This is a genomic window from Acinetobacter sp. 826659 (assembly GCF_000588515.1).
Classification (GTDB): Bacteria; Pseudomonadota; Gammaproteobacteria; order Pseudomonadales; family Moraxellaceae; genus Acinetobacter; species Acinetobacter pittii.
The window spans coordinates 119575-142917 of sequence record NZ_JFYD01000001.1; the positions used below are offsets into that span (position 1 = coordinate 119575).

At 37.8% G+C, this 23343-nt stretch carries 22 protein-coding genes; 7 read left to right on the forward strand and 15 right to left on the reverse strand.

The features are described from left to right. Positions 1-205 precede the first annotated feature (205 nt). Entirely contained in the window at positions 206-886 is a 681-nt protein-coding gene (locus J663_RS00575; protein WP_033847230.1) for a hypothetical protein, read from the forward strand. Positions 887-1253: 367 nt separating this feature from the next. Beyond that, positions 1254-1931, forward strand: a complete 678-nt coding sequence (locus J663_RS00580) for a DUF421 domain-containing protein (RefSeq protein ID WP_033847232.1) — start codon at positions 1254-1256, stop codon at positions 1929-1931. 83 nt (positions 1932-2014) lie between these two features. Here the strand turns inward: J663_RS00580 and eno are convergent, their stop codons facing one another. From eno to J663_RS00595, 3 genes are all read right to left on the reverse strand, one after another. Continuing rightward, complete coding sequence (eno, locus tag J663_RS00585; protein ID WP_002121066.1) at positions 2015-3304, reverse strand: phosphopyruvate hydratase; 1290 nt, start codon at positions 3302-3304, stop codon at positions 2015-2017. Positions 3305-3367: 63 nt separating this feature from the next. Beyond that, the gene (gene kdsA, locus J663_RS00590; RefSeq protein WP_002121042.1) at positions 3368-4225 is read right to left on the reverse strand and encodes a 3-deoxy-8-phosphooctulonate synthase; all 858 of its coding nucleotides are present in this window, start codon (positions 4223-4225) and stop codon (positions 3368-3370) included. A gap of 30 nt (positions 4226-4255) precedes the next feature. Beyond that, positions 4256-5893, reverse strand: coding sequence for a CTP synthase (locus tag J663_RS00595; protein ID WP_002121060.1), 1638 nt, complete (start codon positions 5891-5893; stop codon positions 4256-4258). Between the two features lie 223 nt (positions 5894-6116). On the opposite strand from J663_RS00595, the gene J663_RS00600 reads away from it, so the two are divergent. Together J663_RS00600 and J663_RS00605 are read left to right on the forward strand one after the other, a co-directional pair. Next, on the forward strand, positions 6117-6593 hold the full coding sequence (locus J663_RS00600) for a hypothetical protein (RefSeq protein WP_033847234.1): 477 nt from the start codon (positions 6117-6119) through the stop codon (positions 6591-6593). Between the two features lie 234 nt (positions 6594-6827). Further along, entirely contained in the window at positions 6828-7673 is an 846-nt protein-coding gene (locus tag J663_RS00605) for a metal-dependent hydrolase (protein ID WP_033847237.1), read from the forward strand. Between the two features lie 63 nt (positions 7674-7736). Here the strand turns inward: J663_RS00605 and J663_RS00610 are convergent, their stop codons facing one another. The 4 genes from J663_RS00610 to J663_RS00625 form a co-directional block, all read right to left on the reverse strand. Next, positions 7737-8831: a YheT family hydrolase gene (locus J663_RS00610; protein ID WP_033847238.1), complete on the reverse strand. Its 1095-nt coding sequence runs from the start codon at positions 8829-8831 to the stop codon at positions 7737-7739. 19 nt (positions 8832-8850) lie between these two features. Beyond that, the gene (locus J663_RS00615; RefSeq protein ID WP_033847240.1) at positions 8851-9567 is read right to left on the reverse strand and encodes an SGNH/GDSL hydrolase family protein; all 717 of its coding nucleotides are present in this window, start codon (positions 9565-9567) and stop codon (positions 8851-8853) included. Positions 9568-9605: 38 nt separating this feature from the next. Further along, complete coding sequence (locus tag J663_RS00620; RefSeq protein ID WP_033847243.1) at positions 9606-10013, reverse strand: nuclear transport factor 2 family protein; 408 nt, start codon at positions 10011-10013, stop codon at positions 9606-9608. A 71-nt stretch (positions 10014-10084) separates the two neighbouring features. Continuing rightward, positions 10085-12109 carry an NADPH-dependent 2,4-dienoyl-CoA reductase gene (locus J663_RS00625; RefSeq protein ID WP_005802091.1) on the reverse strand — a complete coding sequence of 675 codons (2025 nt, stop codon included), beginning with the start codon at positions 12107-12109 and terminating at the stop codon, positions 10085-10087. 135 nt (positions 12110-12244) lie between these two features. Here J663_RS00625 and J663_RS00630 point away from each other — a divergent pair, with 135 nt between their 5' ends. After that, the gene (locus J663_RS00630) at positions 12245-12805 is read left to right on the forward strand and encodes a PadR family transcriptional regulator (RefSeq protein WP_005069032.1); all 561 of its coding nucleotides are present in this window, start codon (positions 12245-12247) and stop codon (positions 12803-12805) included. A gap of 2 nt (positions 12806-12807) precedes the next feature. After that, entirely contained in the window at positions 12808-13725 is a 918-nt protein-coding gene (locus J663_RS00635) for an alpha/beta fold hydrolase (protein WP_032006438.1), read from the forward strand. Between the two features lie 48 nt (positions 13726-13773). Here the strand turns inward: J663_RS00635 and J663_RS00640 are convergent, their stop codons facing one another. The 6 genes from J663_RS00640 to argC all read right to left on the reverse strand — a co-directional run bounded on the left by J663_RS00640 (position 13774) and on the right by argC (position 20219). Beyond that, a complete protein-coding gene (locus J663_RS00640; protein ID WP_005069028.1) occupies positions 13774-14829 on the reverse strand; it encodes a 3-deoxy-7-phosphoheptulonate synthase in 1056 nt (351 codons plus the stop codon). Between the two features lie 425 nt (positions 14830-15254). Continuing rightward, positions 15255-15617, reverse strand: a complete 363-nt coding sequence (locus tag J663_RS00645; protein ID WP_032006439.1) for a YnfA family protein — start codon at positions 15615-15617, stop codon at positions 15255-15257. Between the two features lie 3 nt (positions 15618-15620). Continuing rightward, positions 15621-17897 (reverse strand): ATP-dependent Clp protease ATP-binding subunit ClpA, encoded by a 2277-nt coding sequence (gene clpA / locus J663_RS00650; RefSeq protein WP_032006440.1) that lies wholly within the window; start codon positions 17895-17897, stop codon positions 15621-15623. A 9-nt stretch (positions 17898-17906) separates the two neighbouring features. Beyond that, positions 17907-18320 carry an ATP-dependent Clp protease adapter ClpS gene (gene clpS / locus J663_RS00655; RefSeq protein WP_002121129.1) on the reverse strand — a complete coding sequence of 138 codons (414 nt, stop codon included), beginning with the start codon at positions 18318-18320 and terminating at the stop codon, positions 17907-17909. Between the two features lie 9 nt (positions 18321-18329). Further along, the gene (locus J663_RS00660; RefSeq protein ID WP_014206946.1) at positions 18330-19088 is read right to left on the reverse strand and encodes a DUF6776 family protein; all 759 of its coding nucleotides are present in this window, start codon (positions 19086-19088) and stop codon (positions 18330-18332) included. Between the two features lie 75 nt (positions 19089-19163). Next, positions 19164-20219, reverse strand: coding sequence for an N-acetyl-gamma-glutamyl-phosphate reductase (gene argC, locus J663_RS00665; RefSeq protein ID WP_080973481.1), 1056 nt, complete (start codon positions 20217-20219; stop codon positions 19164-19166). A 184-nt stretch (positions 20220-20403) separates the two neighbouring features. Here argC and J663_RS00670 point away from each other — a divergent pair, with 184 nt between their 5' ends. Further along, the gene (locus J663_RS00670) at positions 20404-21924 is read left to right on the forward strand and encodes a hypothetical protein (protein WP_033847245.1); all 1521 of its coding nucleotides are present in this window, start codon (positions 20404-20406) and stop codon (positions 21922-21924) included. Here the strand turns inward: J663_RS00670 and J663_RS00675 are convergent. Continuing rightward, positions 21921-22601 carry a SprT family zinc-dependent metalloprotease gene (locus tag J663_RS00675; protein ID WP_033847246.1) on the reverse strand — a complete coding sequence of 227 codons (681 nt, stop codon included), beginning with the start codon at positions 22599-22601 and terminating at the stop codon, positions 21921-21923. The two genes, J663_RS00670 and J663_RS00675, sit on opposite strands and share 4 nt — an antisense overlap. Next, the gene (gene rpiA / locus J663_RS00680; protein WP_033847248.1) at positions 22601-23272 is read right to left on the reverse strand and encodes a ribose-5-phosphate isomerase RpiA; all 672 of its coding nucleotides are present in this window, start codon (positions 23270-23272) and stop codon (positions 22601-22603) included. Before rpiA ends, J663_RS00675 begins: the two co-directional genes overlap by 1 nt. Positions 23273-23343: the final 71 nt, after the last annotated feature.

The window sequence follows — 23343 nt, forward strand, 5'->3', positions numbered from 1 at the left end:
TTCTAATCACTTATATATTTTCACTCTCTTCAAACCTTCTTTGGTCATCACATCTTTTAAATTTATTGCTCTTTCAATTAGCCAATAAAATGTTATGCAATAGTTTTATGATTAACTCAAAAAATAATAAACTAAACAGTATTTTCTTTTATATTTTATTATTCTTCTCAAACCTCTTAAGAGAGAATAAAAGGTACAAGTTGTAGTGCATAAAGTTTTAGCATTTTCTTTAGTAAGCTTAGGTTTGAGCGCTTGTAATAACCATACTGATGATAGTCCTTCAAAAATAATTAATATGAAGGACAACCATAAGCAACATGAAAAAATTAATACTTATATATATGAATATAATGAAATTATTTATAAATTAAACACGGAACAAGACCAAACAACTGCTCACTTAAGATTTAAAAACTTATTGAAAAAGATACCTTCTAACGAGAACAATCTAAATATTTTAAAAACTAAACGCAAAATACTTGTACATTTAGGTTGTCTTAAGGAAGCATATAGTGTTACCGAAAAAATACTAGCTAAAACAGATAGTTCAAAGCTACAAGAGATGCAATGTATTTTTTTAAGCAAAATGAAAAGAGACCCTTATCAAATAAAAGAATGCTATGAAAAAACTGCTAATAGTTATTTAACCGAGATAAATTTGATCCCAAAAGCTGCTTTAAGATATCAATATGCTTTATGGGGACACTATGCAGCGATGTTCAATGCTGGTCATATAGAATACAAAGACAAACTCCAAGAAATTATCGACTATCATAATATTGAAGATCACAAAAAAACCTATCAACAAATGTATAAAAATATTATGGATCCTTATGCTTTTCAAAAACGTTTAGATGCCATCCCCTATACCTCTAATTGTCGTTAAACTATCTTATTAAATGTAATAAATTTTTGATTATTAATCATATTCATAGTCATATCTTTCTTAAGGAGAATTTATTTAATAATAAGCCCCCCACAAAGTATATCTTTTATATTTTTTATCTCTCATGTAAATACAAGCTCATATAAAGTAAAAGTACCTTTTTAATAGATCTACTTTGCAATAAATCAGCTTGGTCACGCTATCAACAGCAAACTCATTCATAGAGAATTATTTGAAATAAATTTATAAAAAGTCACATATATTTCGAGCTTTTAACCAATAACTACCTAAAAAGTATATTTTTTATTTTTTACTTTGTTAAGAATTTATAAGGATCTCTTCTAACTATTTTAATAAGGAGAAAAAAATGGATTTTTTTAATATTTTTATTGGTGACACGACTTGGAAATTTGTTTTAGAAATTTTGGTTCGATGTACCGTAATGTTCATCATCATTATTAGTTTTTTAAGATTATCCGGTAAACGAGGTATACGTCAGCTCTCCCTTTTTGAACTCGCAATTATTTTATGTTTAGGTTCAGCCGCCGGTGACCCGATGTTTACTGAGGACTTACCTATTGCCCATGCATTCGTCGCGTTTGTTGTTATTCTTTTTCTTTATCGCTTTGCTACATGGAGTATGGTAAAGCATAAAAAAATTGAAGATTTGCTTGAAGGAAAAGCGCTTTGTATTGTTAAGGATGGCCTTGTAGTCTACAAAGATTTCCAAAAACAATCATATTCTCATGATGAGTTTTTCTCAGAAATGCGTCAACAAAATGTTGAGCACCTTGGACAAGTAAGAACAGCTTTGTTGGAGTCGGATGGTATTCTTAGTCTGCTTTATTTTGAAGATGAAGATGTAAAATGGGGCTTGCCACTATTCCCTGATGCCTACCGTAAAGCCGATGTACTGAAAATTAATACTTTTTATTCATGTATGAAGTGTGGTGAAACTAAAATTTTAAATAAAATCGATCAAGAATGTACCCGCTGCAAACATCACAGTTGGGCTGAGTCTTTAAAAACACGCCGATTAGGATAATAAAAAAGGTGCTATTTCCTATTAAAAACAGGAAATAGCACCTTCAAATGTTAAAAAATTAATTTTAACTTTTTATTTAAAGATTAGTTTAAACCTTTAAATTCAGCTTTACCGCGGTAAGCAGCTTTAGTCAATTCTTCAATACGAAGTAATTGGTTGTACTTAGACACACGGTCAGAACGGCAAAGTGAACCAGTCTTGATTTGACCAGCAGCTGTACCTACTGCTAAGTCAGCAATAGTAGAATCTTCTGTTTCACCAGAACGGTGAGAAATAACAGTCGAATAACCATTTGCTTTAGCAAGATAGATTGCATCTAAAGTTTCAGTCAAAGTACCGATCTGGTTGTATTTGATTAAGATTGAGTTACCAACTTTTTCATCAATACCACGTTGTAAAATCTTAGGATTAGTTACGAACAAGTCATCACCAACCAATTGGATTTTATCACCAAGGATTGAAGTCAAGTAGCTCCAGCCTTCCCAATCAGACTCATCAAGACCATCTTCGATTGAGATAATTGGATATTGATTTACAAGACCAGCTAAATAATCTGCAAACTGATGGCTTGTAAATGCACGGTTGCCTTCGCCTTCTAAAACGTATTGACCGTTTTTGTAGAATTCTGAAGATGCGCAGTCAAGTGCAAGCATCATGTCTGAACCAGCTTTGTAACCAGTCAATTCAATTGCTTGTAAAATGATTTGAATTGCTTCTTCGTTAGAACGTAAGTTAGGAGCAAAACCACCTTCATCACCTACCGCAGTATTCAAACCTTGTTTCTTTAAAACTGATTTTAAAGAATGGAATACTTCAGCACCAGCACGTAAAGCTTCAGCAAATGAAGTGAAACCTACAGGCTCAATCATGAACTCTTGAATATCAACAGTGTTGTCCGCATGCTCACCACCATTTAAGATGTTCATCATCGGTACAGGCATTGTCAAAATTGTTTGACCACGAAGATCTGCGATGTATTGGAAAAGAGGAAGTTTCTTTTCTTCAGCAGCAGCGCGCGCAGCAGCCAATGACACAGCTAAAGTTGCGTTAGCACCTAATTTCTCTTTGTTTTCAGTTCCATCAAGCGCAATCATTGTATTATCAATGTCTTTTTGCTCAAAAACTGATTTACCCAACAAAGCATCACGAATCAATGTATTAACGTTATTAACTGCTGTACGAACGCCTTTACCTAAGTAACGCGATTTATCACCGTCACGTAGTTCTAAAGCTTCACGAGAACCAGTTGAAGCACCAGATGGTGCACATGCACGACCAACAACCCCAGATTCTAAAATTACGTCTGCTTCGATGGTTGGGTTACCACGAGAGTCCAAAATTTCACGTGCACGAATGTCAACGATTTGGCTCATGAACAATTCCTCTTTGAATGAATATGAGCTGCGGTTAAAGCAGCGTAAGGGTTATAAAACAACTCAATGAGTGTCTAACTTCTTGAATCCTTTAACTAAAGTATCCAATTCTTTTATTTGTGCCAAGAACGGTTCAAGTTGCGACATACGTAATGCACAAGGTCCATCACATTTTGCATGTTCTGGGTCTGGGTGTCCTTCCAAGAACAATCCAGCCAAACCAGTTGCCATTCCAGCGCGTGCCAAAGTTGTAATTTGAGCACGACGACCGCCTGCTGAATCAGAACGACCACCAGGGGTTTGTAACGCATGTGTCACGTCAAAGAAAACTGGCACATTCATTTCTTTCATTGTGTCAAAGCCAAGCATATCTACAACAAGATTGTTATAACCAAATGCTGAACCACGTTCACAAAGAATAAGTTTGTCATTTCCTGCTTCTAAACATTTATGCAGGATATGACGCATTTCATGAGGTGCTAAAAACTGGGCTTTCTTAATATTAATAATAGCCTGTGTTTTTGCCATCGCTTCGACAAGATCAGTCTGACGACTTAAGAAAGCGGGTAATTGAATAATATCGGCTACTTCTGCAACTGGTGCAGCCTGATATGGCTCATGCACATCAGTAATGATAGGAACATTAAAATGTTTTTTAATATCACCTAACCATTCGATACCTTTTTCAAGTCCAGGACCACGGAATGAATGCAGACTAGAACGATTTGCTTTATCGAAACTCGCTTTAAATACATAAGGAATATCTAAGCGTTTGCAAATATCAACATACGTTTCTGCAATTTCAAAAGCTAAATCTTTTGATTCAAGTACGTTCATTCCGCCAAATAATACAAATGGCAAATGATTTGCCATTTGTATATCGCCTAAACGTACAACTTCTTGTGGTTTTAATTGTGACATTTAAACTTTCCCAGTTTATTTAAAATCGCATTATTTACTTTTTTGATGCTGTGTTTTTGCAGCGTCAATAAAACTAGCAAATAATGGATGTCCATCACGTGGTGAACTTGTAAATTCCGGGTGGAATTGTACAGCAATAAACCAAGGATGTTCAGGAATTTCTACAGTTTCAACTAAATGTTGTGCTGAAGAATAACCTGAAATCTTCATACCAGCTTGTTCAATCGACTCGATGAAACGGTTATTCATTTCATAACGGTGACGATGACGCTCAGTGATTTCAGCTTTACCGTAGACTTCACGTGTTTTTGTGCCTTCAACCAATTCAGATTTTTGAGCACCTAAACGCATAGTTCCACCTAAGTCAGACTCAAGGCTGCGTTGTTGTAATTCACCACGCTCATCTAACCATTCAGTAATTAAACCAATAAGTGGATATTTTGTAGAGCGATTAAATTCTGTAGAAGAAGCTTCTGGCATACCTGCAACATGGCGAGCGTATTCAATAACAGCCAATTGCATGCCTAAACAAATACCCAAGAATGGGATTTTGTTTTCACGTGCGTATTGAATAGCTTTCATCTTGCCTTCAGTACCACGTTCACCAAAACCACCTGGAACTAAAATTGCGTCAGCTGTACTTAAAATAGATACGTCTTGGCTTTCAAGTTCTTCAGCGTTGACATAATCGATTTGTACTTTTACGCGATTTTTAATACCTGCGTGTAATAAAGCTTCATTCACAGACTTATAAGCATCTGGTAATTCAACATATTTACCAACCATTGCTACACGTAAAGTGTATTCAGGATTTAGTAATGCTTCGACTACATTGTCCCAATCTTCTAGGTTTGCTTCTGGAAGATCATTAAATCCAAAACGCTCACAGATCAAGTCATCAACGTTTTGTTCATAGAATGTACGTGGAATTTGATAAATCGTTTTCGCATCTTTACATACCACTACAGCACGCGCTTCTACGTTAGTGAATAATGCAATTTTGCGTTTAGTATCAACATCCACATCATATTCAGTACGGCAGATAAGAATATCTGGCTGAATACCAATCGAAAGCAACTCTTTAACAGAGTGTTGAGTTGGTTTTGTCTTAAGCTCTGCTGCAGATTTGATATATGGCAACAAAGTTAAATGCATAAGCATGGTTCTTTTATGACCAAGCTCAACCATTAACTGACGAACTGACTCCATAAATGGAAGTGATTCAATATCACCTACCGTACCGCCAATTTCTACAATAGCAACATCGTAGCCTTCACCTGCGCGAAGTACACGTTCTTTAATGTTGTCAGTAATATGAGGAATAACTTGAACTGTACCACCAAGGTAGTCACCACGACGTTCTTTATTTAAAACGTCCTGATATACACGACCACTGGTAAAGTTATTAAGTTTGGTCATTTTCGCACGACGTAAGAAACGTTCGTAATAACCCAAGTCTAGATCAGTTTCGGCACCATCCTCTGTGACAAAAACTTCACCATGTTGGAAAGGGCTCATTGTCCCTGGATCGACATTAATGTAGGGATCCATTTTAACCATTGTGACTTTTAAGCCACGGGCTTCCAAAAGTGCAGCAACTGAAGCAGCAGAAATACCTTTACCTAGCGATGAAACTACACCACCAGTGACAAAAATAAAATGGGTCATTAAGTTTCTCGTACAATCAAGCCGAAATCGGCCTACAATGTTTGGCAATTTTACTGTACTCTGCCCCTATAAAGCAAAGTCAAACCGCATCAATTCAAAGATCATTAAACAACTGGCTATTCTATCAGCATTTTTAATAAAAATTTAGGTCAATCTCACATGATTTTTTCATTCTCTTTTGCTGTTATAATGCCAGCTCCTCAATTAAATGTTGTTTAGGACAATGGCAAATAAAAAACTTTTAATCTGTGCTGCAATTGCAGCTGGACTATTGTTAACCGCATGTGTCAAAAAAGAAACACCTAAAGAAGAAGAGCAAGAAAAGGTTGAAACTGCTGTTTCAGAACCTACACCTGCTGAACCTGCAAAATTTGAGTCTTTAGAAAGTGTTCAAACTGAAGAAGCTCAAACTCAGGAACCAACGCAAGTTGAAGTTCATCGTGAAGAAACAGCGAATACGACAACTGAAATTCGCCGTGAAACTCGCCCTACCCAACCTGATCAAAATTCACAAACAACAGTTTCTGAGCAACCTAAAGCAGAGCCGAAACCAAAACCTGAACCTAAGCCTGAGCCAAAAGCAGAGCCAAAACCTGAAAAGGTTCAGTCAAACCCAGCTAAGCCAGCCGAACCATCTCAAACTGAAGATGATGCTGTTGCTGCTGCAATTGCTGCTGCTACTCCAGCGCTTAAAAACTAAGTTCGTAAACACATATGCCCAAATTGAACCATCAATTTGGGCTTTTAAGTATTATTAAATTTAATAAACAGTTTTACTTTTTCTTCGCATTTTATCTTTAAAGTTTCCCTAGATATCAATTAGGGACAATCTACTTTTTTCACCTCAAAAAACATTGACGATAAATTTAGAGCGATGTAGTTTTTTAACAAGTTCCTTTTTGGAACTTTAATTAAAAGAAGATTGGAGCTTAGAATGAATACTATATCAAATCGTGTCCCCGCCTCATTTCCAGTCCGTCGTATGGACTATAATTTTGAAAATGTACCTCGCTACTGGTGTAATAACGAACCCACTTTTACCCATTATTTTACGGGTTTATCTACTTTGTTCCCTGAAGGTGAATCATATTTCGTTCGCTCTGTTCGAGCTTTACGTGCTAAAGCAAAGTCGAATGAAATTTTAGATCGTGAAATTAGTGCTTTTATTGGCCAAGAAGCTATGCACTCTAAAGAACATCATGCTTTTCATGTAAGTGCACAGCAATATGGTTTAGATCCTCAATCTTTAGAAAAAGTAACTGGCATCGTTTTAAAAGCTATTGAAAAAGTTTTTAGTAAGAAATGGAATTTGCTTGTAACAGTAGGTCTAGAACACTACACCGCAGTACTTGTGGTTAGTATGATGCAATCTGTTAATGAATTGATGACGGACTCAACTATTCGCAATTTATGGCTATGGCATAGTATTGAAGAAACTGAACATAAAGCTGTGGCCTTTGATCTCTATCAACATTTATATGGTAGTGGCTTAAGCGCATACCTTCCTCGCATTACAGTCTTTACTTTAAGTCTATTTTTGATTACTGGTTTTTCAACAATTTATCAATTTGTTCTTATGAAACGGGATCATCAACTCTTAAATTTCAAATCTTGGCGTAAGTTCTTTAGTTTTGCGAATAAACAATATAGAACACTGATCCCCCAATTTTTTGATTATTATCGATTTGACTTTCACCCCAACCAAACAGATGAAAAAGACCTCGTGGCTAGCACAAAAATCAAAATTGGACTAAAAGATCCTAAATTGCTTTTATCTTGATCTAATAAAATTATAAAGCCCATCTGTTGAATGGGCTTTATTTAACTTATTGCGAAGTTACAATTATTGCTTATGTTCGACCAAAAAATAATTTGATATTAATTTGGCCGCCCATGAGGTACTTTTCCATCCTTCGTAAAAGCCACAGTGACTTCCTTTTTTTGTGGTGATTACCGCAATATTACTCATTTGCTGAATCGTTTCTTTGTAAGGTTCCAAATTTTTAATAGAACAGACTGGATCATCCTCAGCATTAAGAATCATTAATGGTATTTTGACATTCTCAAATACATAAATTGGATTAATGGCTTGGCAATAGCTTTGATAATCATCAAAGCCAGCCATTTCAAAATATTCTTTCTCAAACTCTTCTAGACTTGTCGTTGCAAGAACCTTTTCTAAAGAAGCAACCTGGTTCCAAGTACTTTGATAAGGATGAATAAAATACTTGAATAACTTTTTGGTCATCATTTTGCTATAAAATGGATGAACATTTTTAAAGCCAATCTCTGTGTTGTAGCCCGGACACATTGCAAAAGCAGCTTTAAATGGCGTGTCAGTACCTTGCTCTCCTAAGTAACGAACTAGTAGCCCTGTCCCGGCAGAGGAACCTACTGCGTATAAATCCGTTTTAGGGAATAATTTTTGAATATGCTCAAGTTGCTCTTTAAGGTCGCTTGTTGATCCAAAAAGAGAAATCTGTGGCACAGGCATAGGTAAGCCAGCATGCCCACGGCGTAAGCATAGTGCTATTCTCCATCCCGTATAATGATGTATGTCTTTCACAAGTTCACGCATACTTTCAGGTGTTCCTGTAATGGTATGCATAATGACAACAGTTGGAGTATCTGGAGGAAGATCATAGCCATACCACGCGATCGCAGTTACGCCACCATCTTTCATAGTGAGCTGATCAATACGGTCATATTCAAGTTTGATAGTTTTTTTTCTAATGATATCAAAATACAAAAGATGAACGTGATTGTTGCTCAACCACGGTGTGGGCCGATATTTTTGCTTGAGCTGGGGCAATTTCTCCAGAATATCTTTTATTTTCCCGTTTGGGTCATAATAGATTTTTGGCTGTTCAGCACCTAATACCGAATCGAACAATTCTGAACCGAAAGCTTTAATTTTATTTAAAGTAGATATGCCCATTTCCAATCACTACCTCTGATTATGAGTTAAATGATTGCCGCACTAATGCTGCAACCTGTTGTCCCCAAATTGCATAAATTTCCTTACTCGGATGAAAGCCATCACTTGCCATAGGCAGATTCATCGCTTGAAAATGCCCAATATCATATTGAATGAATCTAAATTGGTTTTGTGATTGCAACCATTTATCTAATGTCTGATTCATTTGTTCCGCATATTTTCCAAACAACCAAGCCAATGGATTTGGTAACGCTGGAAAATGCTGCATTGGCGGAACACCAGAAACAATAATGAGCTTAGGCTGAAAACGTGCCTGTATATATTGAAATAATTGTTTTTGTTGTTTTATCCATGAACTTGCTGAGGTTAATTTTGTTACATCATTAACACCAATCGACGTAACCACCACATCGTAATTTTGTTGCTCTAAATGCTGTACTGCTTGAAAAACCTGCTTAGTTGTATCACCTGTTTTTGCATGCAGTTTGCAGCGTATCGAATATTGATCTTGTAACTCAGAAATAATTGCACCAGATAAAGCATCTTTTTGGTTTTCTACCCCAACACCTGCTGCGGCAGAGTCTCCTAAAATAAGTAATGATAGAGGTCTTCCCTTGCCAACGATGCCTTGTCTCTCACCACTGGCTTCTAGCAAGCGTGGCGTATTCTTACGAACCTTTGCTCCCTGTACAAACAGTACAGGAAGCAATGCTAGAGTTGAAAGCTTTAACCACATTTTATTGATCTCTATCTTACTTAGGCTATTTACTAAAATTATTGAGGTTGAAACTTAGCAATTCTTATACCCATTTGTTCAGCCAATGCAGCTAAGCCACTCATTGGACGAATCATTACTTCAAAATCAATAATTTTGCCTTGTTCATTAAAACGAATCATATCAATACCTTTTAATGATTTACCACTGACATTGGCACTGAACTCAAGCACTATATTTTCACCGTCTTCTGTATAGAACTCACGATGATAAGTAAAGTCTTCGAACACCTGAATCACATTGTTAAGAATGAAGAAAACAACCTGCTTTCCTTCATAAGGTTTGTAAGCAACTGGTGAGCGAAAAACTACTTCATCTGCCAGCAAGTCATTTAGATCGGATAAGTTACCAGCCTGAACCATTTCATGCCATTTTTCTAAAGACTGTTTTGTTGTTTCGAGTGTCATTGTTTTTATATCCTATAATTTAACCAAAGAAGTAACGGGCATTTCTCTTTAAAAGAAATGCCCATAAAAATTTATAGTGTCGCTGCTAATTCAGCGCCTTGGCGTATTGCACGTTTTGCATCCAGTTCCCCCGCCTCTTTAGCACCACCAATTAAATGAACATTTTTTCCATCTGTTTTTAATTGATCATACATTGCGGTAAATGACTCTTGGCCTGCGCAAATCACCACATGATCAACCTCAAGTACACTTGGTTTCCCATCCACAGTAATATGTAAACCTTGATCGTCTACCTTGTCATATTGCACACCTGCAAACATTTTGACCTGACGATTTTTTAGTCCTGTGCGATGAATCCAGCCTGTTGTTTTACCTAAACCAGCGCCTACAGCAGCAGTTTTACGTTGTAGTAAATAAATTTCTCGTTCAGATGCCTCAACTTTTGGCTGTTTTAAACCACCAACATGCTCATATTGAGTATCGATTCCCCATTCTTCATAGAATTTTTCTGGATTTAAACTGCCACTTTCACCTTCATGAGTAAGATATTCAGCTGTGTCGAAACCAATACCACCCGCTCCAATAATGGCAACACGTTGGCCTACTGGCACACGCTCTTTTAGAACTTGTAAATAGCTCAGCACTTTAGGATGATCAATTCCCTCAAACTGTAATTGACGAGGTGTTACACCTGTTGCAACCACAATTTCATCAAAATTTGCTTGGCTTAATTCTTCGTAAGTTGCTTGATGGTTTAACACAAGTTCAATGTTTGGTCGCAATTCAATTTGACGACTAAAGTAGCGTAAAGTTTCGTAGAACTCTTCTTTTCCGGGAACTGTTTTTGCAATATTAAACTGACCACCAATTTGATGACTTGCTTCAAAAATTTTAACTTGATGCCCGCGATCAGCTGCATATACCGCAAAACTTAAACCTGCCGGACCCGCGCCAATAACAGCAATATTCTTTTTAACCTGAGCTTCTTTAAAGATCAGCTCAGTTTCATAACATGCACGCGGGTTTACTAAACAAGTTGCAATTTTCATTGAGAAAATATGATCTAAACAAGCTTGGTTGCACCCAATACACGTATTAATTTCATCACTACGGCCTTCACTTGCTTTCAAGACAAATTCAGCATCCGCTAACATTGGTCGTGCCATAGACACCATATCAGCATGACCAGATGCCAATACATGTTCAGCCATTTCAGGCGTATTGATTCGGTTAGAAGTAATTAAAGGGATAGAGACTTCACCTTTAAGTTTTTCAGTTACCCAAGTAAATGCAGCACGAGGAACTTTGGTTGCAATTGTAGGAATACGTGCCTCATGCCAGCCAATACCTGTATTGATAATTGTTGCGCCTGCTTTTTCAATTTCTTTTGCAAGCTGAATCACTTCATCAAAACTTGAACCACCTTCAACTAAATCAAGCATAGATAGGCGATAAATGATGATAAAATTTTCACCAACTAAAGCACGCGTGCGCTTTACAATTTCAATTGGAAAGCGGATACGATTTTCGTAACTACCGCCCCATTCATCATCACGATGATTCGTTCGAGCTGCAATAAATTCATTAATTAAATAACCTTCAGACCCCATGATTTCTACGCCATCATAGCCCGCATACTGAGCAAGTTTGGCGCAGTTAGCAAAGTCATCAATGGTTTGTTGTACTTCGGCAGAACTTAAAGCTTTAGGCTTAATCGGGTTAATAGGGGCTTGAATTGCTGAAGGTGCAACGTTATTTGCCTGATAAGAATAACGACCCGTATGTAAAATCTGCATAGCAATTTTACCCCCAGCTTCATGAACAGCTTGGGTAATCACTTTATGTTTTTCAGCTTCTTCAACTGTATCTAGTTTGGTCCCATGGCTAAATACAACACCATCATCATTTGGAGAAACACCGCCAGTTACAATTAAACCCACATCACCTTTTGCACGCTCAGCATAAAACGCAGCCATGCGCTCATATCCTTGCGGTGCTTCTTCTAATCCAATGTGCATCGACCCCATAAGCACACGGTTTTTTAAAGTAGTAAAGCCTAAATCAAGTGGCTTTAATAAATGTGGATAAGCTGACATATTTTCTCCTATGGCTAGCAATAAGCTTGCTAATGCAACTTGTTGCATAAATTTATAATCAAATTTTGACTTTTATGCAACATGTTGCATAATCTCATGAGTCACACTTTACTTTTGCTTACAAACTGGATTGCCATGTCACTTCCTCATGTTTTATTGACCAGCTTGCTTGAACGTCCAAGTACAGGGTTTGAACTTGCCCGCCGCTTTGACCGCTCAATGGGCTTTTTCTGGAATGCCACTCACCAGCAAATTTATCGTGAACTCAATAACATGCTTAAAAAAGGCTGGGTTTCCACTTTAGAAAATGAAATGGATAATGGCCGAAAAAAAACCTATCAGGTCGAACAACTGGGTCGTATAGAACTAGCCTCATGGATGACGCAACAAAGTGAACCTGCACAGCTTCGTGATGATTTAATGGTTAGATTGCGTGCAGAAGCACAATTGAGCAATAATCAGATATTACCTGAACTGTTAAGGCATCTTGGTTTACATCAAGAGAAGCTCAAACTTTATCAAAGTATTTATGATAAAGATTTTAAAGACAGCGATGATCTAAATGACCGTGTGTTATACATCCACAAAATGATCTTAGAGCTTGGAATTACGATGGAAAGTGAATGGATCAAATGGTTGGAACAAGTCATCCCTCAATTAAAACGCTTTGCCCAAGATAACCCATCTGGAGAATAGCCATGCCGTATTACACCATGCCCGATCGGGAAAATTTATTTGTACGCCGTGTTGGTCGTGGTGAGCCTGTTTTGGTTTTATCTGGCCTTGGCATGCAAAGTTGGCAGTGGCTACCGTTTATTTATGCAAACCGCAAAGAATATGAGTTTATTATTCCAGACTGGCGTGGTTTCGGTGGATCAAAGAATTGTGCAATTCCCGAGCAAGATGCCATTTCTAGTCATTGGCAAGATGTTGCTCATTTAATAGATCAATTAAAACTCGATAACTTTATCTTGATGGGTTACTCAATGGGCGCAACAACTGCCATGCATGGCATGAAACATGCGCAACTGGCACAGCAGTTAAAAGCCTATTTACATATTGATCAGACACCAAAAATATCAGTAGATTCAACTTGGGAATATGGTTTATTCGGCCCTCTTCACACCCAGTTCAAACAATTATTAAATGATATTTATCAATTATTGCTAAAGCATAAAAACGCCAAATATCTTTATGAGCTATCACTTCCAGATCGACAAGAACTAGTCCGTCTATGGGTAGATTTTATTGAGTTACAAAGTAGCAATCCATTTAGTCCACTAGTTTTTAAAACAGCTTTAAAACAGCCTTTTCTACAAAAATATTTATTACCTATTCAACGTTTAGATTACTTGTTTTGGTATGTTGAAAACTATCTTTATCACAATGAAGATTATCGAGAAGCAATTCAGCAGTTAGCATGTCCTACCACTTTCTTTATTGGTCGCAATTCGACACTTTATCCAGAAACTGGTCAGACACTGATTGCACATAGCGTTGAGCATGCAAAAGCAATATATTTTGAACGTTCAGGCCATACACCTTTATTAACCGAACCCAAAAAGTTTGGGCATGAAATCACCACATTCTTATCAGAACTAAAATGTGCTTCTTAAAAAATAAAGGGATCTATTTATAGATCCCTTTTTAAAATCTAAAAATAATTAAGCGGAATGAGCTAATTCTTTTGTCTTTAATTGCTTCGAGACATTTAATAAAAGCTGCTCTGTTTTTTCCCACCCTAAACAACCATCAGTTACTGACTGGCCATAAGTCATATCACAAGAAATCTTTTGGTTACCATCAACCAAATGACTTTCAATCATGACACCTCGAACTTGTGTTTTTAAACGTTCAGCAACGATTTGCTGTAAAACTTCTGGCTGACGCAATGGATCCTTACCGCTGTTACCATGACTACAATCAATCACCAGTGCAGGTAAATTCTGTTTGTATTTTTCGCGTATCGCCTGAATTGAAGCCAAATCGTAATTTGGCCCATGATTCGCACCACGCAAGATCAAGTGAGGTAATGGATTTCCGGCACTCTGAATCACTGAAGGCAAGCCTTGTTGATTCATTCCTAAAAATTGATGTTCATTTTGCGCGGATTGAATCGCATCTAGTGCAATCTGAATAGAACCATCAGTACCATTCTTGAAACCAATACTGTATGGCATATGACTTGAGATTTCACGGTGAATCTGAGATTCGCTTGTGCGAGCTCCAATTGCGCCCCAAGCCAATAAATCATCAAAATAGCCAGTTGCCATTGGACTTAAAATTTCACTCGCAATTGGCAAACCCTTTTCAATAATCTGTAGGTAGAGTTCACGAGACTTTTCTAAACCAAGTTGTAAATTTGATGAGCCATCTAAATTTGGATCATACATGAACCCCTTCCAACCAACAGTGGTACGTGGTTTTTCAATGTATGTACGCATCACGATAAAAATCTGATCTTTAACTTTTTCTTGTAATTTTTGCAGTTTTTCAGCGTATTCAAGTACTGCAACTGGATCATGAATTGAACAAGGCCCTGTAATTACCATTAGACGATGATCGTTGCCGTTAAGAATATTTTGAATAATTTGGCGGTGTTCGGCAATTTGACGTGCGAAAGAGTGTGCAAGCGGGTATTTCGCTTTTAACTGGATAGGTAAACTAACTGGTGTTTCTTTTGTATTGGTTTGAGTCAATAAAGTATTTAGGGCATTCATTGGTTTTTTCCTTGGGACTGCAATCTACTCAGTCCGATCATTTATTTGAGCGTTTTGGATCTATTCGTTGGTAAAGGTAAGCAAAAGTAAAACCAATAAAAGTTGCTAAAGTACGAATAAGTCATGTTGTTCATTTTAAGTTCCTCGATTCTAAAAAGATAAAGCATAAAAAAACCTGATCGGGGTTGCCGATCAGGTATTAACTGTGATGGGCAACTTTCTCATGCCCGAATACGCTCAGGCAACTATCTAAATTGCCAAAAGTAATAGTAAGCGTTAGTGTTCACAGATTGATTTAACATCTTTATCTCAAATATTAAAAAATGTTCCTTAAATCTAAAATACGCATTGTTGATGAGTTTGACAAGTCTTTTTTTTGAAAAAAACTTCTTATTTTCTCGCTTAAGATTTGATTCAATGATGCATTAACGAATCAACCCTTGAGGTTGCAAAATAATTAAACCAGCTCCACAAAGCACAATTAAACCACCTAATATATCCCATCTTGTTAATCCCACCTGATCAACAAAGCGTAGCCACATAAGCGCAGTAAAAATATAGATACCGCCATAGGCAGCATAAATGCGCCCAGAAGCTGCCGGATGTAGGGTCAACAACCATACAAAGATAGCTAGACTTAAGGCTGTAGGTATCCACAACCAAGCTGACTTACCTTCTTTTAAAATCAGATAAGGAAAATAACAACCCAGAATTTCAGCAATTGCTGTGATAATAAATAACCCGAACACACTGAGTATTCGGGTTATAGCAAGACTATCAATTAACATAATTTACGCAGGTTCTGCCGTATGATGATCTTCAAACACTTCAAGTTTCAAGCCGACAGCTTTGCCATCTTCTTTTTTCACTGATACAGCCACATTACCACCATGATCTGCAAGCTCACCAAACAGAATCATTTCAGCGAGTGGTTTCTTCAAGTGTTCTTGAATGAGACGTTGCATTGGACGGGCACCCATCAAACGATCATAACCGTTTGTTGCCAACCAATCTCGTGCACTTTGATCAACATCAAGAACAACTTGTTTTTCATCTAATTGTGCTTGCAATTCTGTTAAGAATTTGTCGACTACAGACTCAATCACAGTAGTTGGTAATGCTTTGAATTGAATAACACCATCTAGACGGTTACGGAACTCTGGTGAGAAAGCACGTTTCATCGCCTCTTGGTTATCAGAACTATGATCTTGTTCCGTGAAACCAATGCTCGCGCGAGAAATACTTTCTGCTCCAATATTCGTAGTCAGAACAATAATCACATTTCTAAAGTCTGACTTACGTCCATTATTATCCGTTAAAGCGCCATGATCCATGATTTGTAGCAATAGATTAAACACATCTGGATGTGCTTTTTCAATTTCATCAAGCAACAAGACACAATGCGGATTTTTGTGAATCGCATCAGTAAGCAAACCACCTTGGTCATAACCCACATACCCTGGCGGTGCACCAATTAAGCGTGAAACTGCATGACGTTCCATATATTCAGACATATCGAAACGTACAAGCTCTACACCCAATAATTTAGCGAGTTGCTTAGTAACCTCAGTTTTACCTACACCTGTTGGACCAGCAAAAACAAAACTACCCACTGGTTTATCTGGTGACTTCAATCCAGCACGAGATAACTTGATCGCTGAGCCTAATGCAGTAATTGCTTCATCTTGACCAAACACCACACGTTTCAAATCACGCTCAAGATTTTCAAGCACTGACTTATCATCTTTAGACACAGTTTTTGGTGGAATACGAGCAATCTTAGAAACGATATCTTCGATATTCTCTACAGTAATCAAGCTATCATCACTTTCAGCTTTCAAACGGCGTTGAGCACCTGCTTCATCAATGACATCAATTGCCTTATCTGGCAAGAAACGATCATTAATGAACTTAGCAGAAAGCTCTACAGCTGATACCAAAGCCTTATCGTCATATTGTACGTGGTGAAAATCTTCAAACTTAGTTTTCAATCCACGTAAAATATCAATCGTTTCCGAAATACTTGGCTCATTAACATCAATTTTTTGGAAACGACGTGATAACGCATGGTCTTTTTCAAAAACCTGACGATATTCTTGGAAAGTCGTTGAACCAATACAACGTAAAGTACCATTAGCTAAAGCTGGCTTAATAAGATTTGAAGCATCCATTGTGCTGCCCATACTTGAGCCTGCACCAATGATCATATGAATCTCATCAATGAATAAAATTGCATTTGTATTTTTCTTCAATGCATTAAGCAACTGTTTTAAACGTTTTTCAAAGTCACCACGATATTTAGTTCCAGCAACTAATGCACCAATGTCCAGACTATAAATTTCAGCCTGACTTAAAGGTTTAGGTGCTTTACCATTCACAATTAACCATGCCAAACCCTCGGCAATCGAGGTTTTACCTACTCCTGGATCACCTACAAGCAATGGATTGTTTTTGCGACGGCGGCACAGAATTTGTGCTGTACGCTCAATTTCTTTTTCACGACCAATCAGTGGGTCCGTTTTGCCTTTTTGCGCTTCAACATTTAGATTCAGCGTATAAAGCTCAAGTGGCCCTGCATTGCTTGCGCTAGTTTCACCTTCAATATCTTCAACTTCTTCTTCAACTTGTACTTCGTCTTTACGTGTCCCATGAGACAAGTATTGAGTCAATGTCAAGCGATTGATTTGATGACGTTTAAGTAAATACACAGCAAAAGAATCACGCTCTGAATACATTGCGACCAAAACATCTGCACCCTCAACAGTACGATCGCCGCCACTTGATTGCACGTGAAAAATAGCACGTTGCAAAATGCGGTCGAAACTTTCTGTTGGATGAGGCGCTTGCTCGCTATTTTCGCCAAGCTTAGGAGTATGTTGTTCTACATATTCTTCTAATTCTTTACGCAAAGAAACTATATCAGCCCCGCATGCTTTTAATGCATTCACGGCTGAATCGTTGTCGAGTAGTGCTAATAATAAATGTTCAACTGTAAGAAACTCATGTCTCTTTTGACGAGCCATGCTAACAGCCAAACGTAATGATACTTCTAATTGACGACTGAGCATGTAACCCCCTTATGCTTTAGGCTCAATCTGGCAAAGTAATGGATGACCTTGCGATCGAGCGTAATTATTAACAAGGTTTGCCTTAGTTTCCGCGATGTCTCTTGGATAGACTCCGGCAATACCTTTACCTTCATAGTGTACTGTTAGCATTACTTGAGTTGCTTGGTCAAGATTCATTGCAAAGTATTGTTGTAAAATTTCAATTACAAAGTCCATTGGAGTGTAATCGTCATTCATTAATACGACTGCATATAATGGGGGACGCTTGAGTTCAGGAGGAGCTGTTTGTACAACAACCTCTCCATCATGATCTTCGTTTTGCGAATCACTTAAGCGTGGGTGGAAGTGCCAATCGACATAGCCAGACTGCTGAAAAGAAGCCTTGATATCTTTTAAGTTTGTTTGACGCTTATTTGTTCGCATAGGATGTTACTATTGTGAATTTGCTTCAGCTTGAGGAATTTCTGCCACGAAAGCAGAAGATGTTTCGACAGGTTTACCACGCTGCCAACTAAAACGTTTAATAATCGGTGTATCAGAACCACCAGTTAAACGCACTTCAATAAATTGAGGCGTGAAACCTTTAGGCATTGTCCAGCGACCTGTTAAACGTTCAAAGTCAGTAAAGTTGAAGTTCTTCGCTTCAAGCGGTACGACTAAAACTTCAGTATCTTTGATCAATCTGATTTCAACCGATCCTAAAGCACGACGCTTACTTGGACTTACTTGAACTAAATCTAGTTGATATTCATAAGCATTTTCAGGCAACGGCTTAATGGCCAGATTTTGGATTGTTAAGCTCAAACCACCGCGCTGTCTCAAAATCTCACGATAGATATTACTCATACCTTCTTGCTGAGTCTTATCGGCATTCGCTTGATTAAGTGCCTCAAACAGATCATTTGCATTGGTCACAGCCACATCACGCTCTTGCACCGCTGCATTAAGGCTTTTGTTAACAGCATCTAAAGCTGTTTTTTGCTTTTGCACCACTTCAACCAATTGCTCCGCATCTGCATCGTAACCAACAACAGTTAAACCTTGACGGTGCCCAATTGTATAGCCGAGCGCAAAACAACCACTCATTAAAATAGCAGCACCAATAAACAAAGGCTTATTGGTGTTTAAAAATTTTTTCTTTTGCAACGAACTTTCTGCTGAAGTCGTCTGTCCAGAGTTTTGCATCGTCATCTCAGTGTTCAAGATCAGAGTCAAGACACACATTTAAATCGAAATTTAAATGTGTGTGAAGCAAAAAAGAGTTTTTTATGGTAATAAACCAATCCCTTGTAAGCCTTCTTCTTCATTAAAGCCAAACATAAGGTTCATATTTTGTACAGCCTGACCAGATGCACCTTTTACAAGGTTATCTTGAGCCGCCAAAATAATCAGTTTATTTGGTTGTGGTTTATATAATGCAATACGAAGTTCATTCGCACCGCGTACACTACGTGTTTCAGGTGAACTATTTGCAGGCATAACATCTACGAATTTTTCATTAGCATAGAAGTTTTCATACAAAGCTTGTAAGTCTGTCTGCTTACCAGCTTCTGTCAAATCTACATAAATTGTACTCAGCATACCGCGAATCATAGGTACTAGATGCGGAACAAATAAGAGTCCATCAAACCCACCCTTTTGTCCTGCAATATTTTCTAAGGCTTCTACAATTTCTGGATGGTGACGATGACCTGCAACACCATATGCTTTAAAGTTATCAGCGTTTTCACTATAAATCATGCCCAAGCTTGCTTTACGGCCAGCACCCGAAACACCAGACTTCGCATCAATAATAATATTTTTGGTTTCAATCAGGGCTTGTGCTGATTTTAATAGTGGCGCTAAACCTAATTGAACAGTCGTCGGATAGCAACCAGGGTTACCAATAACTTGAGCTTGTTTAATTTTTTCGCGGTTTAACTCAGTTAGACCATATACAGAATCTTTTAGTACATCTGGGCAAACATGCTCCATACCATACCATTTTTCAAATTGTTCAAGATCTTGTAAGCGAAAGTCTGCTGCTAAATCAATAACTTTAGTTCCAGCTGCAATTAAATCTTTGGCATGTTGCATGGCAACACCATGTGGCGTTGCAAAAAATACAACATCACACTCTTTTAATGCATCAATGTTTAAATCTGAAAATTGAAGATCTGTATGTCCACGTAAATTAGGGAACATATCTGCAACTGGTTTGCCCGCTTCTGTACGTGAAGTAAGAACTCGAACCTGCGCTTTAGGATGTCGTAATAAAATACGTAATAGTTCAACGCCTGTATAACCCGTTCCACCAACAATTCCGACAGAAATCACGTGCATTACCTCAATTTTTGAATCTATACTTGGGCAGTAGTATGACAGGATGTCCAAGCTTACAAAACCATTTCATGCTTGGTAATTTTAATTTTTTTAATTTTAGCGACAATCAGATAGCACTTACTGGACTGTCATAACCACATAAATATCAGCAAATAAATACCAGATTAATTTTTGGAGAGCTAGGATGCTTCAACAATCAAAAGAAACAAAATTACGCACATACCTTGGCTTGAGCACATTCATTTTAAGTGTAGCCCTTACTGGTTGCGGAGGTGGAGGTAGTAGTGGAGGCAGTTCACCCACTACACCAACGCCCGTTGACCCTACACCTGAAGCAACAACTGATGTTACTTTAAAAACCCCTGTAGAAATGCGTAATATCCAGCTTAAAGTATATGACAACACCAACAACGCTGTTCTAGTGGATACTTCAATTGCGAGTTTAAACAGCTTTAATGTCAAAATTCCTACCGCAAAATTGAATCGTTTATATCGCGTAGAAATTACAACTCAAAGCTCATCTCAAGTGTTTGACCCAATTACTCCACAATATCAAAATTTGTCAGGTATTTATCATGCATTTATTACACCAAACAGTGTAAGTGGCAGAATCCAATTCATTAGCCCAAGCAGTGAAGCAGTTTATCAACGAGCTGTCATACGTTCGGGACAACTCCCTCAAGAAACGGTTGACCCAACCCGTATTGAGCAATTACATGTGGATTTAGCTTCTCAAGATGTCCACAAATCGTTAATGAACGCGTTTAAAGATGCTGACATTCCAAGTTTAAGTCCAGCTAATTCCCTTCTGAATTTAACTTTGTTGCGATACTCAACTACTAAACCTAGTACATATGTAGATAGTTATCTTAGCTTTGGTTACTTACAATATTGGTCAACCATTCATGGCGGAGCAAACACCTACCAAGAACTTGTTAAAAGTTTAGCAACTGATTTAAAAGATGGCTTTTTGGATGGGAAAAAACTTCATGGGGATCAAACATCCTTCACTCCTATTTTCACACCTGCTCCAGATAATATTGATCCACTAAAAAATACGCTGTTAGATATTGCAGCTAATCAAAAAGTAACGCGCGATTACTTTGGAACCAACCTAAAAGCATCTACTTTGCAATTGGCTCAGGCTAATTCACAACAGTCTTTAGATCAGACGGGTTATGAACTTCTACAAAAAAAACAATATACAGGAATTGTTCCTACTGTAAATTCAACAACATTCATTCGCATTGACGGCGCTGGAGATTATCGTAGAGCTGTTGGGTTTACCACCACAGCGACGTGTAATGGATCAACCTACCCATGCAAACAAGGCTTAACCAGCATCAACCTATCAGATCCAAACCTACCAGCTACAGACTATTTAGTGGGTCACTATGAAGACACCTCAACTGGATGTCAGCTTAATTTTCGCGCGAACGGTCAAATCGACTTAAGTAAAGGTTCACAAATTTATCGTGCTGCTTTAAGTGCTGATAGTACCGATAATTTATTGCAAACAGATGCTGCCAGCTCAAGTTATTTACTCAATTCAAGTTCAGCCGAACCTAATAACTCGACGCAACAATACAACTTTATCCAATTATCTATTAAAGCAAATAAGATCATGAGTGCTAAAGCAGGTTTAGATAGCCGGAAAGCACCCGATAGCTTACAAACACCGCAACTAGAATGTGCCTTTAGTTAAGCTGAAACATACCACCATGCAGGCAATGGATTTGATTTAAGTTGTCTGCGGTGCTTTTGGAAATATGGATCGTATTTTTCAACTTCTGCCCAAAATGCAGGGCTATGGTCAAAATGTTTAGTATGCGCTAACTCATGAATAGCCACATAGCGAGCAATTTCGTGTGACATAAGCACCAGCCCTGCATGTAGCATAATATTATGCTGACTACTACAACTTCCCCACCGAGTTTTCGGGCGGCGAATTGTGCATTCCCTATAAGCCAATTGAGTGTGCTCACTTAATTCTTTCAAAAGCTCTGGTAATTCTTGTTTCGCATAAGCAATAACTGCGTTTTGCAATGCCAAATATGGCTGTGTGTCTTTAATAAATAAAGAATTGTTTTCCCAGTCGAATTGAAAAACACGATGCTGCTTTTGAACAACGACTTGAAATGGCTGTTCTTTATTAAAGAAATAAATTTCTGAAGGAATATCAATAGATGCCGATTGGACGTTTTGTTGCTTATTCCATGTCTCGGTTAACCATTGTTCAGATTGTGCTAAAAAATGCTGAATTTGTTTTTTACTACAAAATAAAGGAACCGTAAGACGAATTGAAGCAGGCTCAACACGTAAGCGCAATTTTCGTGCTCTTACGTGTCGAACAATTTTAATCTCTGGCATTTTTGCAGACATTACTGTGCTGTACGCTCTTCAATACCATTATTTGTCGCAACAATTGCGATCGTTGCCGGATTTAAGGCGAAGATACCGTTAGTTACCACACCAGGAATATTGTTAATTGTTTTTTCCAGCTCAAAAGCATTTAAGATATTAAGATTGAAAACATCCAAAATAACATTACCGTTATCTGTAACTACACCTTCACGATAAACCGGATCACCACCTAAACTTACCAATTTACGAGCTACAGCCGAACGCGCCATTGGAATAACTTCTACAGGAAGTGGAAAATCACGTCCAAGTTGATCAACCCATTTTGAATCATCAACAATACACACAAATTTCTTAGCAATTGATGCAACGATTTTTTCACGTGTTAATGCAGCACCACCACCTTTAATCATATGCATATGACGGTCGATCTCATCTGCACCATCAACATAAGCATCTAGGCTACCTACATGGTTCATATCAACCACTTCAATACCAAGTTTTTTAAGACGATCAGCAGTTGCTTGAGAACTTGCCACAGCTGCTTCTAATTGTAATTCTGGGAGTAAATCAATTAGAAAATTTACGGTACTTCCAGTCCCAACACCCAAAATGCCACCTTTGGGTAAGTGTTTTAAAGCAGCTTTCGCAGCAGCTTGTTTCTTTTCATCTTGGGTTGCATATAGGCTCATTACATCACTCAACTATTTTTTGACATTTATGCGCCAATAAACGGCGCAAATGCACAAGGGTTTGCTACAAT